Source organism: Granulicella sp. L56 (assembly GCF_009765835.1).
GTDB lineage: Bacteria > Acidobacteriota > Terriglobia > Terriglobales > Acidobacteriaceae > Edaphobacter.
In genome coordinates, this window is record NZ_LMUS01000006.1 from 2,096,344 (window position 1) to 2,114,423 (window position 18,080).

At 58.8% G+C, this 18,080-nt stretch carries 10 protein-coding genes; 5 read left to right on the forward strand and 5 right to left on the reverse strand.

The features are described from left to right. Nucleotides 1-33: 33 nt before the first annotated feature. A complete protein-coding gene (locus GSQ81_RS16520) occupies nucleotides 34-2,253 on the forward strand; it encodes a PAS domain-containing sensor histidine kinase (RefSeq protein ID WP_158911743.1) in 2,220 nt (739 codons plus the stop codon). A gap of 77 nt (nucleotides 2,254-2,330) precedes the next feature. Here GSQ81_RS16520 and GSQ81_RS16525 read toward each other — a convergent pair whose 3' ends face one another. Beyond that, nucleotides 2,331-2,483, reverse strand: coding sequence for a hypothetical protein (locus GSQ81_RS16525; RefSeq protein ID WP_158911744.1), 153 nt, complete (start codon nucleotides 2,481-2,483; stop codon nucleotides 2,331-2,333). Between GSQ81_RS16525 and GSQ81_RS16530 the strand changes: the two genes are divergently transcribed. After that, nucleotides 2,482-4,338 (forward strand): glycoside hydrolase family 2 protein, encoded by a 1,857-nt coding sequence (locus GSQ81_RS16530; RefSeq protein WP_158911745.1) that lies wholly within the window; start codon nucleotides 2,482-2,484, stop codon nucleotides 4,336-4,338. The two genes, GSQ81_RS16525 and GSQ81_RS16530, sit on opposite strands and share 2 nt — an antisense overlap. Before the next feature lie 175 nt (nucleotides 4,339-4,513). Here the strand turns inward: GSQ81_RS16530 and GSQ81_RS16535 are convergent, their stop codons facing one another. The 4 genes from GSQ81_RS16535 to GSQ81_RS16550 form a co-directional block, all read right to left on the reverse strand. Then, entirely contained in the window at nucleotides 4,514-5,887 is a 1,374-nt protein-coding gene (locus GSQ81_RS16535) for a hypothetical protein (RefSeq protein ID WP_158911746.1), read from the reverse strand. Between the two features lie 80 nt (nucleotides 5,888-5,967). Beyond that, nucleotides 5,968-6,648, reverse strand: a complete 681-nt coding sequence (locus GSQ81_RS16540; protein WP_158911747.1) for a Fe2+-dependent dioxygenase — start codon at nucleotides 6,646-6,648, stop codon at nucleotides 5,968-5,970. A gap of 287 nt (nucleotides 6,649-6,935) precedes the next feature. Continuing rightward, a complete protein-coding gene (locus tag GSQ81_RS16545; protein ID WP_158911748.1) occupies nucleotides 6,936-9,581 on the reverse strand; it encodes a TonB-dependent siderophore receptor in 2,646 nt (881 codons plus the stop codon). Nucleotides 9,582-10,158: 577 nt separating this feature from the next. Next, entirely contained in the window at nucleotides 10,159-13,779 is a 3,621-nt protein-coding gene (locus GSQ81_RS16550) for a TonB-dependent receptor (RefSeq protein ID WP_158911749.1), read from the reverse strand. A 554-nt stretch (nucleotides 13,780-14,333) separates the two neighbouring features. On the opposite strand from GSQ81_RS16550, the gene gyrA reads away from it, so the two are divergent. From gyrA to GSQ81_RS19855, 3 genes are all read left to right on the forward strand, one after another. Beyond that, on the forward strand, nucleotides 14,334-17,177 hold the full coding sequence (gene gyrA / locus GSQ81_RS16555; RefSeq protein WP_158911750.1) for a DNA gyrase subunit A: 2,844 nt from the start codon (nucleotides 14,334-14,336) through the stop codon (nucleotides 17,175-17,177). Nucleotides 17,178-17,318: 141 nt separating this feature from the next. Continuing rightward, nucleotides 17,319-17,567, forward strand: coding sequence for a helix-turn-helix domain-containing protein (locus GSQ81_RS16560; RefSeq protein ID WP_216846454.1), 249 nt, complete (start codon nucleotides 17,319-17,321; stop codon nucleotides 17,565-17,567). A 1-nt stretch (nucleotide 17,568) separates the two neighbouring features. After that, nucleotides 17,569-18,063, forward strand: a complete 495-nt coding sequence (locus GSQ81_RS19855; protein ID WP_216846455.1) for a hypothetical protein — start codon at nucleotides 17,569-17,571, stop codon at nucleotides 18,061-18,063. Nucleotides 18,064-18,080: the final 17 nt, after the last annotated feature.

Below are 18,080 nucleotides of genomic sequence, written 5' to 3' on the forward strand. Positions count from 1 at the left end.
CCTTCCTTAAATACGGCGTCTCTCGCAGAGTCTGTGCAAGCAGCCTCTTTCAAGGCAGCGGGTCTGGACTTCGCCGCGCTTCTCGACGCGTCGCCCGATGCCATCATTGCATTCGACCGCGACTTCCGCATCGTCTACGCGAATCCTCAGGCCATCCGTATCAGCCAGTTGGAGACGGATGGTTTCATCGGCAAAATCTACTGGGACATACGTTCGGAATCGCGAGGTACCATCCTCGAAGAGAATTTTCTGGCCGCCATGCACAATCGCGTTTCGCGCCAGTTCGAGTTCTATTGCGCTCCGGTTGGCCTCTGGATGGATATCCTGGTAACTCCCTTGGCGGATGGGCTGGCCGTCTTCTATAAAGACATCTCCGCCGCCAAGCTAGCCAGGGAGACCCGTGACATCGCAACCAGGCGCCTTCAGCAGACCTTCGACGCGATGCCCGATTCCATCGCCTGCCTCGACCGCGATTGGAACTTCACCTTCGCCAACTGGCGCGCCGTCGACATGCTCGCCTCCGGGCCGCTTGCCGGGGATAACCTCTGGCAATGCCTGCACCACAGCAGGCAGGAGCCCTTCAGCTCCAACTATCGCAAAGCCATGGAGCAGCGCGTCCCGACCGAGTTCGAGGCGTACTATCCCGCGCCGGTCGACCTGTGGCTCAACATCCAGTCGATTCCCTCCGACGACGGCATCATCATCTTCTTTCGCGACATCACCGAGCGGCGACAGGCCGAAGAGGCGCTCCGCGAAAGCGAGCTTCGCTACCGGGCTCTGACAGACCTCAATCCTCAGGCCATCTGGATGGGCGATGCCAACGGCAGGATCACCTACGCCAATCATGGCTTCAGCGACTACCTCGGCTTCACGACCGCCGACCTCGACCATTGGATTACCGCCTTCCATCCCGACGACCGCACCCGCGTCCTCGACGCATGGGCGGTCTGCGTCTCTACCGCTGCCGAGTACGATATCGAGGCCCGCCTTTTCCGTGCCCGCGACAGTCTGCCGCGCTGGTGGTGGATTCGCGCTCAACCGATCCGCGACGCATCCGGCACGATTCTCTACTGGCTGGGCGTCGCCATCGACATCGACGACCGCAAGACCTTCGCCGAGATGCTACTGCAAAAGCAGGCGGAGACCGAGCGTCAGCGCACCGAACTAGAAACCATCTACGACACTGCTCCCGTCGGCCTCGCGCTCTTCGATCCCGTCGAGTTCCGCTACCTGCGCGTCAACGACCATCAGGCTGCGATCATCGGTCTACCCAAGGACAGGATTCTAGGCCGTTCCATCAACGAGATCGCTCCGCTCGCCGGGCTGAAAGAGCTGTTTCAACAGGTCGCCGCCGGCAAAGTGGTCAGGAACCACATCCTCGAAGGCGAACTTCCCAGCCGCCCCGGCCAGCATCGCTTCTGGAGCGTCAACTACTCTCCGGTCTATGGCGCCGAAGGAAAAGTTGAGGCCATCGCCGCAGTCATCGTAGAGATTACCCATCAGAAGAAGGCCGAGAGCGCTCTCATCCAGAGTGAGAAGCTTGCCGCCGTCGGTCGCCTCGCAAGCTCCATCTCGCACGAGATCAATAACCCGCTCGAAGCCATCACCAACCTCCTTTATCTGATCAATCTCTCCGACGATCTGTCTCCCGGAGCGCGGGATTACCTGCACACGGCGCAGAGCGAGCTCTCGCGTGTCTGCCAGATCGCCACCCAGACGCTCCGCTTCCACCGTCAGGCCGTTCGCGCCACCAATGTCACCGCTGCCGATCTTGTAGACGCCGTCCTCAATCTCTATCAGGGCCGTCTCGCCAATTCGAGCGTCAAGGTCGAAGCCTGCTACGCCACTCAGACCCGCATCCTCTGCTTTGAAAACGACATCCGCCAGGTCCTCAACAACCTGATCGCCAACGCCATTGACGCCATGCGCCAGGGCGGCCGCCTCATCGTCCGCGCCCACGACACCACCGACCATTCGGAGAACTCTCCGAAGAGTCGGCAGGGCATCCGCATCACCATCGCCGACACCGGACACGGCATGTCACCCGAGGTGCAAACCCGCCTCTTCGAGCCCTTCTACACCACCAAAGACCTCAACGGCACCGGGCTCGGCCTCTGGATCTCCGCCGGAATCGTGCGCCGCCATCAGGGACGTCTTAGCTTCCGCAGCACACAGCATTCCGTCCACCACGGCACCATCTTCTCGCTCTTTCTCCCATGGGCAGAAGAACCATCGCCGCCTGCCTCGCAGTAAACCGGCTCCCAAGCAGCAGCCATGTCCCAAAGTATTGTCATCCTTCGCCGCAGGCGAAGGATCTGCTTTAAGCAGCCTCAGAACCATGTCATCTCGACCGCTCGCACCAGCCCCAACCGCACGTCATCTCGACCGGAGCGAAGCGGAGTGGAGAGACCCCTGTATTTCGCCGTTACCTGTTTCACAATCAATAGCCACCCATTGGTACGACCTCGTATGATGGTCGCCATGTTCCCTGAAGCCTTCTGCCGCCTGCGCAAAACCCTCCTTGCCACTCTAAGCACTGCCCTCCTGCTCTCCTCAGCCGCCGCCCACGCGCAGACCGCCGATACCACGCTGCTGGTGGACATCGACCACCGCGCCGCCACCTCGCTCGATGGCGACTGGCACACCATCGTCGATCCCTACTCCACCGGCCTCTACAACTTCCATCACGAGATCAAGGCAGACGGCTACTTCATGAACGGGACGAAGGCCTACAACGGTGAGCCGCTCGAATACAACTTCGCCACCTCTCCCACGCTCAAGGTTCCCGGCGACTGGAACACGCAGCGCCGCGACCTCTTCTACTACGAAGGCGTCCTGTGGTACGAGAAGGACTTTAAGTACAGCCCCAAGCCCAACACCCGCACCTTCATCCACTTCGGCGCTGCCAACTATCGCAGTCACGTCTGGGTCAACACTAAAAAAGTCTGCGAGCACGAGGGCGGCTTCACTCCCTTCGACTGCGACGTCACCGGCGTCGTCAAAGATGGCGATAACTTCGTCGTCGTCGCCGTAGACAACACTCGCTCCGCCGACGGTGTACCCACTCTCCAGACCGACTGGTGGAACTACGGCGGCCTCACCCGCGACGTCTCTCTCGTCGACGTACCTCAGCAGTTCATCGACGACTACGATCTCCATCTCAGCCGCGCCGACCACGATCTCATCGAAGGCTACGTCCACGTAGAAAACGCAACTCCCGGCACAGACGTCACCGTCTCCATCCCCGAGCTGCACGCCACCACCCACGCCACCGTCGATGCGAATGCCCGCGCCGCCATCAAGCTCCCCGTCAAATCACTCAGCCTGTGGTCGCCCGACAACCCCAAACTCTACAAGGTCGACCTCGCCTCTGGCTCCGATCGCCTCGAAGACGAGATGGGCTTCCGCACCATCGAAACCCGCGGCACCGAGATTCTGCTCAACGGCAAACCTATCTTCCTGCGCGGCGTCTCCGTCCACGCCGAAGCCCCCTACCGCACCGGACGCGCCTACAGCGAGAAAGACGTGGACACGCTGCTCGGCTGGGCCAAAGAGATGGGCTGCAACTACGTCCGCCTCGCCCACTACCCACACGATCAGCGCATGACCCGCGCCACCGACCGCCTCGGCATCCTCGTCTGGTCCGAGATTCCCGACTACTGGGCGCTCCAGTTCGACAACCCCGCCGTCCTCGCCAAATCCAAACAGCAGCTCGGCGAGATGATCCGCCGCGACCGCGACAAGGCCTCCATCATCCTCTGGTCCGTCGCCAACGAAACTCCCGACACCGAGGCGCGCACCAAATACCTCACCACCATGGCCAACCTCACCCGCCAGCTCGACCCCACCCGCCTCGTCACCGCCGCTCTGCTGGTCAAAACCCAGAAGACCGCCAACGGCTCCGTCAAGATCGTCGATGATCCGCTCGGCAAGGCGCTCGACGTCATCGGCACCAACGAGTACATCGGCTGGTACGAGCAGAAGCCCGCCGGAGCCGACACCACCACCTGGGACATTCACTACCAGAAGCCCGTCATCATGTCGGAGTTCGGTGCCGCCGCCCGCGCCGGCCACCACGGCCCCGCCACCGAGCGCTGGACAGAGGAGTATCAGGCCGACGTCTACAAGCACCAGATCCCCATGCTCAACCGCATCCCGCAGCTTCGCGGTACCAGCGCCTGGGTGCTCATGGACTTCCGCTCTCCCATGCGCACACTACCCGGCCTGCAGGACAACTTCAACCGCAAGGGCCTCATCTCCGACCAGGGCGAAAAGAAGCAAGCCTTCTTCGTCCTGCAAAAAGCCTACAAAGATAAGACCCTTGGCAAAGCTGAATAGCGTAGAGAAGAGGCACCACAAACGCACGTCATCTCGACCGAAGGCGGCGCTTTTGCCCTATTTTGTTGTCATTCCCGAAGGGAATCTGCGTTTCTTTAGTTTTTACATGACTACACCGTAAGGAAACAGCGATCAGTGTGCGGAGTAGACGTGGTTCAGAGGCAGTGACCCACGCCTACTCCTCCTTATCCGATTTGCTCTCCGAAGGATGCCGCCGCTTCCACCACCATACGATCAGCCCGGCAAGAGCGGTAAACCCTGCTCCTCCCGGCAACACATACTTGATCGCCCCTGACGGATTGTTCCAGAACTCTTCCCGCAGCGCCTCCCAGAATCCAGGCACGCTTACGTTCACCGTCGCGATATAGCTTGGAAGCAACTCCTGGGGGTTATCCCCAGTCTCGGTATAGACAAGGAAAGCCTCAATCGTCAGTTTCTGATTGGCCGCAGGTTGTTTCGGTACAACGTTCCACGTCCATTTCGCCGAACTGTCAATCGGCACTGGCAGGACTGCCCCGATCTTCGGATCAATGTCAAACTCATCCGGATTGTCCGCGGTGAGTTGCATCCGCATGTAAGGGGAGACTTTAAGGGTGCCCTCCTTGGCTCCAGCCAGGTCGTTTGGGCTGGCATCCGCAAACCCATGCAGAACGACCGTGACGACAGCCGTCTCATGCAACTTCATCGGAGTTGGAATCGCGTAGTCGATTCTTCCATCCTTAACCGCCTTCACCCATTGCGCGCGCACTTCGCTCTCTTGATATGGATCGACGCCCGCTGCTGCCGGTGGCGGCGCAGGAGGAGGTGCCACCGCGGCTGCCATGACCGGAGGCGTGCTGGACGGGCTCACGGAACTCACTTTGCCGGCCGTCTGCGTCTCTCCACCTGAAGGGGGAGCTGCTGCCTGATCGTATGCGCCCTGTGACTGGCCGGATCCGCCTTGTGCCTGCTGACCAGCGTGGTTGGCCGTACTCTTCGCGTGTCCGCCGATCGGCGAACCCGCCTTCGACTCACGAATAATTTCGTTGTCGAAATCTTCGTTCTTCGATTTTACCGAAGCCGTTTGAGCATTGATCGCCGCATTCATCGCCTGCAATTCGGCGTACGTCTTGTCTGTATTCGTCGCTGGCGGCGGCGCGCTCGTCGGGGTTGTAGCTGCGACGACACGCACAGTAGCCACACCCGAGCTCCGTAGCCCTGCTCCATCCACCACGACGCAGTTCGCCGAGATCGCTGTCCCCGCAGGCACTCCCGCCGTGTCCAGCCGCGCCGTGCTCCCGTTGGGATAGAGTTTTCCGCCGCTGCTTGAAAAGCTGTACACCAGCCGCGCCGAGACGCCCTGCACACGAGCGGTTACGGTTACGCTCTGCCCGGTGGCTACGTTCGACGAAGAGGCCACGCACTCCACCTTCGGCGGCAGCATGGCTTCAATTTTTTTCGCATAGGTCGCATCGGCAGCGACCTGCGGAGCGCTCCAACCGGCACCGGGCAACAAAATCAGCGCCAGAAAACTCGCAAATAAAAAAGAGGGCCCAAATCTCCGGTTCATAAAAACCCTCCAGAAATCGAGTGGCGCTATTGTGAGCGTAAATTTCGCCGGTGTCTACACCTTTCCGACTTGCGCGACCGCTACATCTCTGCCCAGCGCCGCAGCAGGTTGTGATAAACCCCCGTCAACTGCACTCCCGCCGCATTTCCCGGAACATCCTTCGCCAGCGTCTGAATCGCCGTATCCAGATCCAACAGCATCGACCTATCGGCATCGCTGCGAATCATGCTCTGAATCCAGAAGAAGCTCGACACCCGCGCGCCTCGCGTCACCGGCTCCACGCGATGCAGGCTCGTCGCCGGATACAACACCATATGCCCCGCAGGCAGCTTCACCGAGTGCGACCCATAGACGTCCTCGACGATCAGCTCGCCGCCGTCATACTCCTCCGGCTTCGTCAAAAACAGCGTCGCCGAAATATCCGTACGAATCCTCTGCCCGGTCGTGACCAGTTGGCGTATCGCCGTATCCACATGCGTGCCAAAATGCCCGCCGCCGGTATAGCGGTTGAACATCGGCGGAAACACGCGCAGCGGCAGTGCCGCCGACATAAACAGCGGCGACCGCGCCAGCCCACCCAGCACCATCTCGCCCAGCTCCACCGCCACCGGATGACCCTCCGGCAACTGATGGTTCTCCTTCACCTTCTGTGCCTGGTATCCAGCCGTCACTTTGCCGTCCACCCAATCGGCGGCATCGAGCTTCGCCCGCGCCTGCTGCACCTGCGCGGCGGTCAACACATCAGGAATCGTAATCAGCATCGTCGTCTCTCCCTATCGCAAAAACCTTATCACTCCAAAACTATCAACTCATCATTTCAAGCCCAGCAAAACTGTACGTCATCTCAACCCAGCACCAATGCACATCATCTCGACCCAGCAAAAAGGCACGTCATCTCGACCGGAGCGAAGCGGAGTGGAGAGACCCCTGTATTTCGCCTTTCGCCTTTGCCTTCCCCCGCACAACCTCAAAGCCGCATCTAAATCCCAAACAAAGCGCGGCGAAGTCCAAAAGACTCCGCCGCACCCAACAGCGCCCACCGCGCAAATCAGAACTTGAAGTTCACTCCAATCAGCGCACTCAAACCAGCACCCGGAATCAGGTGGCTCGGATGCGGCTGATCGATATAGAACCGGTTCAGCAGGTTATACACATTCGCCTGCAACTCCAGCCTGTCCGTCACCGGCCGCCGCATCATCGCGTTGAAGACCCAGTAGCCCGGCACCTGTTTCATCGCAATACTGGTGACGACATAGCCCGGCCCATTCGGATTCGGCGCAAAGCCGGTCGGCACATAAGGCACCGTCGAGCTCGCCGTACGGCTGGCAACATAATTGCCACCCAACCCCGCGCTCAGCCGCAGCGGAAGCCGTTGCGTGATGAACGCATTGAACGTCTGCTTCGGTACATTCGCCAATTGATATCCGACCGAGGCCGGATAAAACTTCGAAGAGATCACGGCGCTATCGAGATACGCATAGCCCAGCACAACGTCGGTGCCCTGCGGCAGCCTGCCCACCGCGCTGAACTGCACGCCCTTCACCAGCTGGTTGCCCGAGTTCACGATGTTGTTCGAGTTCGTCGGATCAGTCTCCTTGGCATTGTCCTTCTCCGTGCGGAACCACGCGCCATCCAGCAGCAGCCGCTCATGCAACAGGCTGTACTTCGCGCCGGCCTCGTAGGTCTCGTTCTTCTCCGGAGCCAGCGAGCTGGCCGCCGTCGGCACGCTCAGGCTGAGAGATTCTGCCGCCGGATCGAAGCTCGTTCCATAGTCGAAATACACGCTGCCATGCTTCGTCGGCTTGTACACAAACGCCGCGCGATAGCTCGGCTGCTTGTCCAGCCTGCTGATCGGCCCAATCGGCGCGCTCACCGTGCCGCCTGCTGGTGGAGCGACCGGCTGGTACGAGTTATAAACCGTATCGAAGTAGTCCCAGCGAACCCCGCCGCTCAGCTCAAACAGGTTCCCAAGATGAATCGTATCGACGAAGTAGACTCCCATGCTCTGCGACTTCGTGTGTACCACCGTGGTGATGTATCCGGTCCCGCCAAACGAGTCAGCAGCATTCGGGTGCAACAGGTTCGTCGAAGGAACAGTATTGACGCCCTTGATCGTGTAGCTGGTGCGAATAGGGTTCGATACCTCCTGCCCGCCTTCGACGCCGCCGTCGAAATCATTCCGCATTCCCAGCACCTTGAACCGCGCCGTCAATTCCGTCTGGTCCCATAGATCGCCTTCGACGCTCTTGATCTGCAACTGATTTCGATTCACCGCAATCGTCGCTGGATCGGATGCCTGCGTGTAGTTACAAGGCTGGGTCGGGTTGACCGCGCTCGTTGGCAGGGAAGCGACCACACCGCCCACAGGCACACTGATCGCAGCGTTCGAGCAGATCTGCGGCTCGGTAATCTGCGCCTGCCGCGGATAGTTCGCCCACCGCGCTATGCTGTGTACGCTCACATTCTCGCCAAACGCATGGCTCACCTTCGCCGTCAGAATATCGTCGTTTGTCCTCAGATAATTCTGGTCAGGGAAGCCATAGTAGTTATGCCGGATCGGTCCCGGAGCCACGCCATTTAGCAGCCACGGCAAACCATAGTCCGGCGTATCGCTCTCGGTGTAATGGAAGTAGCTGATCGTGAACGGTGTCGTCGAATTCAATCCGAACGAGATCGATGGAGCCACCCCGAACCGTCGAATCTCGGCATGTGGTCGGCCAGCGACACCGCCCTCCTGCCCGACAGCATTCAGCCGAAACGCCGCGCCTCCATGTCCAATCTCTTTCAGCGGTTCATTGATGTCGGCGGTAATTCTCCGCGTCGCATCCGTGCCAAACTGCGTCTGCACATTCACAAACTGCTGCAGCTCGGGAACCTTGCTCTCCTGGTTGATGATGCCGCCCGTAGCTCCGCGCCCAAACTGCACGCCCGCCGGTCCCTCCAGCACCTCAACCTGGTCGAAGTTAAAGCTGTCGCGGTAATAGCTGCCGAAGTCGCGAATGCCATCCAGAAAGATATCGTTGCGCGCCGTAAAGCCGCGAATGGTCAGGTTGTCGCCCTGCGCGCCGCTCTCGCCCGCCGCCATGCTGATGCCCGGAACATTCCGCAGCGCATCCCGCAGCGTCGAGTTGCCCTCATCGTGCAGCACAAACTGCGGCACCACCGCCACCGTCTGTGGAGTATCGATCAGCGGCTGCGAAAACTTCGCCATCGACACCGCATCCGGCAACCCCGACGACGTCACATTCACCGAGTCCGAGTAGCGCAGCCCCACCACCATCGTCGATGCATCCTGCGCCGCATAGCTCAGCCCCGTTCCTTCGAGCAGCAGCCGCAGCCCTTCTTCCTCGGTGTGCAGCCCATTCACGCCATGCGTCTGAAATCCCGACAGCGTCCCGGCAGGCAACGTCACATTCACCTTCAGCCCGGTCACCTGCTCATAATCTTTGATGGCCGCATCCAACGGCCCCGTAGCAATGTGAAACCGCTTCACCGGAAGGTTCGCCGCCGGTGCACCCGCTCCCGCCCCGCCTGCTCCGGCATCGTTGGTCACCGCCGCCATCGCGCCGCGACTCGAACCCATCACCGCATAGGCCGCCAGCGTTCCCATCGCCAACCACCCACGCCGACTCCCCACCTTCCAGCCGGCCTTCTTACCCTTACCCACCATCTTCAAAGTCCGCTTCACTTGCATTCTCCTCAAATCAAACATCCAAAGGCCCAGGCAAAGACCGCACCCACAAAACCGGAAACATCGTGCGTCCCCTGCGATTCACATCCATGCAGCCAGCTCCTCGGCACCGAAAACGCGCATACCTCGTCCTTGACCGCTTACTCTTGAAGCCCTCGCCAATGGCCAAAGCCCGGCGAGCACATCAAAGCTCGAAACCAGATTCTTTCTATGGAAGGAGTGGAACCGAAGCGGAGCGCCGCAGTTGCCCGGGCCGGGAACCGACCCTATAATCCAGACAACCTGCAGCCGTCCAAACGGCTTGTAGCCTCCAGATTCCCGTGGTCTCCGCCAAGAGATAAACTCCACGGGGATCTGGACCTTCTACTCGATCCCTGCTTACTTCAAAAGCAAAAACGAATTGCAAAACTTGATAAATCTGAATATACGACAACAACAGTCCTACATCAATCAAAATATAAGACTATTTATGTCCGTGTTCGAAAATCGGACATTTCGCACACAAAAGGCCATAGTTAAAAGAAAAAGGCGGGGGAGCCGAAGCTCTCCGCCTTTTCCATTGCCCTGTCTCCAGAGCGGGTTAGAAGTTCATCTTCAGTTGGAACTCCGTGGCACGCGGCGCGCCCTGATCGAACGTTCCGGTCCGGCGGGATACACGCTGCGCATTATAGGCAGCGTAATCCGAAGGTCCATTGACGTTTCCGCCGCCACCGCTGTTAGCTAAATCACCCGGTGTAAGAATCGTTCCTCCTCCGCCTCCTCCAACCGAGAGTGCGTTGTAGTTTGCAAAGTTGAACACGTTATAGATCGACACCGAGGGCTCGAGGCTGATTCCTTCCGGCAACTTGCTCCAGCGAATCGGATAGGAGAAGTTTGCGTCGAAGGTCTTGAGCATCGGGTTTGCATACGCTCTGCTCGGGCCCTGGGCCAACGTCGGCTCCACAGCGCCTAGCTGGATCATCTCGGCATTGGTCAAGACACCGGATGCGACAACCGCCTGGCCAGCCGGCGTCAGCGTTCCCGCATGGGTAGCGTTGTAGGTGCTGATCAGGTTATTCAGATTGCCCGGCTTGATCTTCCTCATGTATGCGCCTGGATCGGTTCCCGGAACAAGGTCTCCAACCTGTCCATCTCCATCCACGTCGCTGCGGAAGATCTCACCGGGGTTAGAGCCCTGCTGATCGAGCGTAAGGTTTGCCGGCACGGCGGAATCAATATGGGTAATGATGCCGATCCGCGGGCCGTATTTCGGTTGGATGGATCCGCCCAGCGAGAAGATATGGGTACGGTCAAGGCCGCCATATCCCATATGCAGCGTCGGGTTACGGTTGTCATAGGACGGGGGCGAGAAGAACGGATCGGAGGTGCCGATGTTGTTATACGCCGTTGACGAGATCATCCGGGAGTAAGCATAGGAGACTTCGAGGTTCGTCTCCGCTACGCCGCGCATGGGATGAACCTTCTGTTCGCGAAGGTCCAACTGGAGCCCATCATAACCCGCCTTGCCCATGGGGTACGAGAAGGTGCCAACGCCGACCGCAGGATTGACGCCATCAAACGCCGCCGCTGCCGAACTGCCAGCAATGGAATTCGGTGCGCCGCCGTTGACGGCCACTCCGGAATCAAGGCCATTCGACGCGAAGTTGGTGATGGTGGCACCAGCCGCAATGGCGCAGGTAATCGCTGAAGCGCTAGTACCGCCTCCGCAGGGGAAAGTATTCGTTGGATTGTTCGGATCGTAAGCGGTCGTCCTTGCAATCGCCGCCTTCGCATTGGTTGCGTCAAAGTATCTTGAATCGCCTACATGGTTCGCATCGATCGTCTGTTGAATTCGAAGCGTTGCCATGTGCACGTAGTCTGCGGAAAGCACCACGCCCGGAGCCAACTGCTGCTGGATCCCGAAGTTGATGTTGATCGAGTAGGGTGACTGATACTTCGGCGCATAAGCAATCGTGCCGTTCTGAATGGAGAGTCCGTAACCCGCAAACCCTGTGTTTGCGATGGCCGCATTTCCTCCGGCGCGCGCATCCGCCTGCAACTGCAGGATCGCAGGTGCAGCCTGTCCTACCGATTCGCTGCAGATTGTCGAGATCGGTATACCCGTGCTCGTCGCGCTTACGTTCCCTTTACCCGGAATGGGATACGTGTCAACGCCGTTAAGGCAGATGATTGGATACGAGGCGAACTCACCGGTCGGGAGTCTCGATGCACGATCGAACTGCACATTGTTGAACACATTGCTCTCAAAGAAGAGGCCGATTGCGCCACGAAGCACTGTCTTCTGCGCGGCAGCAGGGTTATAGGTAAAACCAAGCTGGGGCGCAATGTTCTTGTTCGGCTGATTGACCTTGCCGCCAAGGTTAGAACCCCACTGCTCGAACAGAGAAGAGTTCCCCGTGCAGGGAGGGGCCGTCGTGAAGTTCGCTGTCACAATCTCGGAGCAGGGAACTTCAGGAAGATCGGAGTTCGTGCGTCCGGTATCCCGGTCATATCGCAGGCCGGCGGTCAAAGTGAAAGTCGGCTTGAGCTTCCAGGCATCCACAATATAGAACCCAGTGCGCCAGTCTCCCTGATAGCCGCCCGGCAGACCAAATCCCGGCTTCTCGGAAGCATATCCCTGATTGTTTGAAATCTGGACGGCATAAGGTGAATAGCCATTCACGGGATCGGTATTGCAGGCAGCACCAGCTGCCACACCTGGGCAGCTTGCCAAAACCGTTCCGGGGTCCAGCGTCACCTGAGGACCATAGCCAAAGAAAGCTGCAAGACCGCCGCCCAGAATACGGTTCAGGCTGGCGCCATAGCGTATGTTGTGCGCGCCCTTCGTCCAACTGCCGTCATACCGCAGTTGTTTGTCGGTCTGGAAGGTCTGCTGGGGAGCATTCGGATTCGGTCCGCTCGTAAACGGGGCCGCGTCGTAGCTGATGCCCAATCCGGCAATGGGATTGTAGATCGCATCGTTACCGAGAGTCGTGTCCACAATCAGGTTGTGGAATTTCTCATAGCTTCCGCGAAAGCTATGGGTGAATCGCCCGCGAGCGAAGTCGGCGCCGCCTGCGATGCCCGGCGCGTTATCGCGGTTGGCATAAGTCGAATACTGGTTTCCCGTATCGAAGAAGTTTGCTTCGTAGTTGACGCGCGCAAACATGTGGGTGCCCCACGGCCCGTTATAGTCCAGCCGTCCTGCCGAATAGGTGTCTCTCACAGGGCTGGAAACGTCTGGAAACTGGCTCTGAATCGCGGCGAAGATCGAAGGAAGATTCTGTCCGGCAGACTGATCCTGCTTCAACCGCTCTGCATTGGCGAAGAAGAACAGCTTGTCTTTGATGATCGGGCCGCCGATGCTGCCGCCAAACTGATTGCGTTGGAATGGGCTGTTGACTCCTTCAAAGGATGCCGCGCCTGCCCGCTGGTCTTGAAAGTCATAGAAAAGCTGGCCGTGGAAGCCGTTCGTTCCCGACCGGGTCGACATCAGCACAGAGCCTGAAGACGTAATGTCGGCCGAAGGATCGGCGGTGGCACGGTTGACTTGAATCTCTCCGATAGAACCGGCTGAGATATTGAAGATCGTCGTTCCAACCGTCTCGTCGGTCACGTCCTGTCCGTCGAGCAGAATACGTGTGGTGCGTCCGGAGACGCCGCTGAACGAAAGCGCCGAATATCCGGCCTTCGTCGGGTCGAATCCACCGTCGGCATCTCCACCGGGCTGCAACTGAACGCCAGGCTGAAGCTGCGCATAGTCCAGAATGTTGCGGCCATTCACCGGCAGCGTGTCCAACTGCGCCGTTGTAATGACACCCGAAACGCCTGCCTGCTCGGTATTGATCTGGACCGCGCCCGCATTGACTTCAACCGTCTCGCTCGACTCACCGAGGGTCAGCTTGAAGTTGCCATTCGTCGCCGTGCCTGTCTGGATGATCGTCGATACGGAGAGCTTCTTGAACCCGGACAGCGTGATCGTCACGTTATATTTGCCGGGGTTTAGAGGGCCAAGGCTATAAAACCCCGCCGAGTCCGTCGTCAAAACCTTAACCGATCCGGTCTCCGTGCCCGTAACCGTCACATTGGCACCCGGAACCACCGCACCGCTGGGATCGGTGATGGTTCCCTGAATCGATCCGCCATTTACCGAAATGGCCTGTCCGTAACCCAATGCCAAGGTCGTGAATAATATCACCACCAGCCCAAGTAACTTTTTCATATGGTCAACTCCCCTTAGTCGTCGTCGAATCCGCTTGGTCGATCCTGTCTTCTACAAAACAGACTTCAAGCCCAATGAACCAATTCCGTGACCATATGAAGTGCATTTGCCGTACCAATTTGAAACAACTGTTCGTTTATCAGATTAACCACAGTATTCAAATGACTTAGTGAACACCCATTCACGTAGGTCATCTCGCAATGCGATTGAATGTCCGCTCATTTTTGAGTGGTGATTCATTGCCAGATATTATTAATCATAGATTCATCTAACCCAATATGTTGCCGCAGTTAGGTATATAAAACGTACTGTGGTTGCCTTATAAAAATTAGTGATTGTGATGTCACTTCAATTTTTTTCGCCAAAGATACGCCCCCGCTGCCCCGTCAGAACCCCAAAGGCACGCCGACCCGTGTATTTCGCCGTTGCTCCTGCCGTTGCCTGTTTTTCATCCGAATAGCCAGCATCGCCCGTGCCTTGGGCGCTTCCGTGCCCACCCGCTAAACCCTCTATAACTCTCCTAAGCAAACCCTCTATAATAGATACATAAACCCATGGCAGATGATCAGAATCCCCAGCTCCCGCTAGGCTCCAGCTCCGACTCCCCCAACACTCCCCCCGACGGCCCCCCCAGCACCGTCCAGGGTCGCGGCGCGGCCTTTATGCTCTCGATCAATATTGAAGACGAGATGCGCCGGTCGTATCTCGACTATTCGATGTCCGTCATCATTGGCCGCGCCCTGCCCGACGTTCGCGACGGCCTCAAGCCCGTCCACCGCCGCGTCCTCTACGGCATGGCCGAGATGGGCCTCCAGTTCAACAAGAAGTACACCAAGTCGGCCAAGGTCGTCGGCCACGTCATGGGTAACTATCACCCCCACGGCGACGCCTCCATCTACGACACCATGGTCCGCATGGCCCAGCCCTTCGCCCTCCGCTATCCGCTGGTCGATGGCCAGGGCAACTTCGGCTCGGTCGACGGCGACCCACCCGCCGCCATGCGATACACCGAGTCGCGCATGACCCGCATCGCGGGCGAGATGCTCGCCGACATCGACTCCGACACCGTCGACTTCGCGCCCAACTACGACGAGTCCACCTTAGAGCCGACCGTCCTTCCCGCGCGCATCCCCAACCTCATCGTCAACGGGTCGGGCGGAATCGCCGTCGGCATGGCGACCAACATCCCGCCGCACAATCTCACCGAAGTCGTCAACGCCTGCATCACCCTGCTCAACGATCCCCACGCCGGCATCGACGCCGTGCTTGAGCACGTCAAAGGTCCGGACTTCCCCACCGGTGGCTACCTCTACGGTCGCTCCAATATCGCCCAGACCTACAAGACTGGCCGTGGCCGCTTCATCATGCGCTCCAAGTGCAGCATCGAGAACATCTCTGGCGGCCGTCAGGCCATCATCGTCACCGAGATCCCCTACCAGGTCAACAAGTCCCGCCTCATCGAGCGCATCGCCGAGCTGGTCAATGAAGGCGTCATCACAGACATCGCCCGCGACGAGTTCCGCGACGAGAGCGACCGCGACGGCATGAGAATCCACATCGGCCTCAAGCGTGGATCCGAGTCGCAGATCGTCCTCAACCAGCTCTACAAGCACACCCAGATGCAGGAGAGCTTCTCCATGATCTTCCTCGCCGTTCACAACGGCCAGCCGAAGGTCATGCCGCTCGACTACGCCATCCGCGCCTTCCTCGACCATCGCGTCGAAGTCGTCCGCCGCCGCACCGCATTCCTGCTCGGCAAAGCCCGCGACCGCGAGCACATTCTGCTCGGCTACCAGATCGCGCTCGACCATCTCGACAACGTCATCAAGATCATCCGCCAGTCCGGCAGCCGCCCCGAAGCCCGCGAGCGCCTCTTCCAATACTTCAGCGGCAAGTCGATCAACCTGCGCGGCACCGAGCTGGCAGGCGTCACCCTCGACCCGGCGAAGTACAACGTCGACATGACCTTCTCGACCACCGGCACGCTGATCCTCAGCTACCGCCAGGTCGACGCCATCCTCGAACTGCAACTCTACCGCCTCACGCAGCTCTCCATCGACGAGCTCCTGAAAGAGCTGGCCGAGGTCCGCGGCAACATCGAAGAGTTCGAGTCCATCCTCGCCAGCGAAAAGAAGCTCCGCAAAGTCATCGTCAAAGAGCTTGAAGACGTTCGCGACCGCTACGGCGATCCTCGCCGCACCCAGATCGTCGACGAGACCACCGAGCTTCAGCTCGAAGACCTCATCACCGACGAGCAGGTCGCCGTCACCGTCTCCAACACCGGCTACCTCAAGCGCACGCCCATCTCTATCTATAGACAGCAGCGTCGCGGAGGCACCGGCCGCCTCGGCATGAAGACCCGCGAAGAGGACTTCGTCGCCCAGCTCATCATCGACTCCACCCACGCCTATCTGCTCTGCTTCACCAACACCGGCCGCGTCTACTGGCTCAAGGTCTACGAAGTCCCCGACATCGGCGCCGCAGGCAAGGGCAAGGCCATGGCCTCGCTCGTCGCCCTCCAGCCCGGCGAAAAAGTCGTCACCATTCTTCCCGTCCGCGACCTCAACGAAGAGAGCAAGTACATCCTCTTCGCCACGCGCAACGGCACGGTGAAGAAGACCGCCCTCAAGGACTTCTCGAACGTCATGGCCCGCGGCATCATCGCCATCAACATCGACAAGGAAGACGAGCTCATCACCGCCCGCATCACCGACGGCCAGCAGGTCATCTTCCTCGCCACCCACGACGGCATGGCCATCCGCTTCAACGAGACCGACCTCCGCTCCATGGGCCGCCCTGCCACCGGCAACCGCGGCATCGCGCTCAAAAAGGGAGACTACGTCATCGGAGCAGCTGTCACGCCTTCCACCGAAGCCCGCCACGCCAAGCGCCGCGAGCTGGCCGAGAAGAAGGGCCTCGCCGACGCACTCGAAGCCGCCATCGACGACGCAGCCGCCACCCCGCTCGACCTCTCCGGCAACCCCGAAGACGTAGCCGAGCCCGCCCGCACCGAAAAGCTCGACAAGCTCGACAAGGAGCTCGGCCTCACCCCCTGCCTCATCCTCTCGGTCACCGAAAACGGCTACGGCAAGCGCACCGACGTCGACCAGTACCGCCTCCAGACCCGCGGCGGCAAGGGCGTCATCAACGTCAAAACATCGACGAAGAACGGCAAGGTCACCGAGATCAACCTCGTCGACGAGACCAGCGAGCTGATGGTCATCAGCCAGTTCGGCAAGATCATCCGCATCGACACCAAATCGATCCGCGCCGCAGGCCGCAGCACGATGGGCGTCAAGCTACTCGACCTCGACTCCCAGGACAAAGTAGCCGCCGCCGTAGTCATCCCCCCCGAAGAAGCCAAGATCCAACTCGAAGAGGGAACACTGTTGCAGTAGCCATCGTTGCTGTTCTTGTTGTCATCCCCTGAAAGGGGATCTGCGTTTGTATTGCTTAAGGGCACGGCTGAAGCCGTGCCCTTAAGCAAAGATTTTTGAAGAAATGAATACTTTAGACTGTGGCACTTTAGTATTCAAGACTTGAAGATTTTAGTTGTGAAAACTCACAATATATCTTTAGGCTCCGTCATTGCTTCGCTGCGGAACAAATCACATATCTCACAAGAAGAACTGGCAGCGCGAGCTGGGGTTCACCGCACTTACATCAGCCAGCTTGAACGCGACCTAAAATCGCCCACAGTCGATACACTCAAGAACATCGCGCTTGCTTTAGGTATAAAAACCAGCCGCTTGATTCGACTCACCGAGGGAAACCCCGATGAGTTATAGGATGAAGAAGGCATTTGCAACTGAGTGCGGATTCGCTGTGAATGCAGCAGATGTACTCCATGCTACTGAATTGACAAATAATATTTTGGCAGCTCTGCCTGCGTCGCTCTTTAGAAGTATAGATTTCAAAACCAGCAGCTCTATTATAGGCGCGGTATTTTGCGAACACTTGGCTGATAGGGTCAACGCTATCGTCAATCCGATCGAAAAAGGCCACCCCGATATTCTGCCACTCACTGCTGCCAAAGCCCCAGAAGCCGCTTTACGAAACTATCCTTGCGGATTGGAAGTTAAGAGTACTATTGGCAACATAACCAAAGGAGCAAACCTGCGAGCGGGTGTAAAGAGAGTTGCACATATAGAAGGGATCACCTGGCAAGCCCATCATCGAGATGTGAAAGCACTCATGGGGCTAAGCTGGGACTTCATACAGCAACACGAGGCATTCTACTATCCAGGTATCACCGGCGTTTTTTTTTACGAACAATTTGTGTGAAGACGATTGGGGACAGA